The sequence below is a fragment of the Psychrobacter sp. 1Y4 genome, from assembly GCF_051847555.1.
On record NZ_JBPYDE010000595.1, the window covers coordinates 1 to 688 of the forward strand.

Here is a 688-nt window from a genome sequence, read left to right on the forward strand (position 1 = left end):
CTGACTAAAGGTGGCTTTTAGCTCAGGCGATAGCGCTTGATACACAGCATGTCCATCACATATTGTTGTTTGTGAGCCTTTTTTGGCGCTCAATTCACTAAAAAAAGCAATGACGTCAGGCGGCATCGGCGTATTGCCATTTTCGATATGTAGTCCAATAGCATGCGTACCTGCATCCACTTTTTGCGCTTCAGAAGTGATGTTTTGGCGGGCAGGGTCGTATGTCAAGGTCTGACACAGTTGACTCATCAACTGGCTAAACGTCTCTACATCGTAGTGATAGCCCCGAAGTAACGCCCAACCATGGGTTTTCAAGTCGATCAGAATATCAGCGGTTTTAGGCAGTGATACGCTAGTAGACGCTTGAGAGGTTAGTGCTTCAGGAATGTCATACTCGATACTGTTATCTTGTATCAAGTCGCTTTCTATCAAATCATTTAGCATCAGAGTGGTTTGCATAATACTGTCCTATAACGATAAGTGGTAAAAATTCATGCGAGCTAACGGCTAGCTTTGGTATATTTAGCTTTGATCTATTTATGTATTATCTAAGCAGTCAACGGCATCTTTCTTACTACGTTTTATTAAAAACTTAATAATAGAGTCCGTTGTGGTACTGGTGACAGTATCCGTTATAAGCCGAGTACCGATTGATAAGCCGTAAAAATGTGCGCTCGTCGCAGCTTAC

1 protein-coding gene is annotated in these 688 nt (G+C 42.4%); it reads right to left on the reverse strand.

Features of this window, described 5'->3' with window-relative positions; translation table 11 throughout:
- The coding region (locus ACS8FC_RS17790; RefSeq protein ID WP_439297769.1) for a TauD/TfdA family dioxygenase at positions 1-459 on the reverse strand (459 nt) is incomplete at its 3' end.
- Positions 460-688 lie beyond the last annotated feature (229 nt).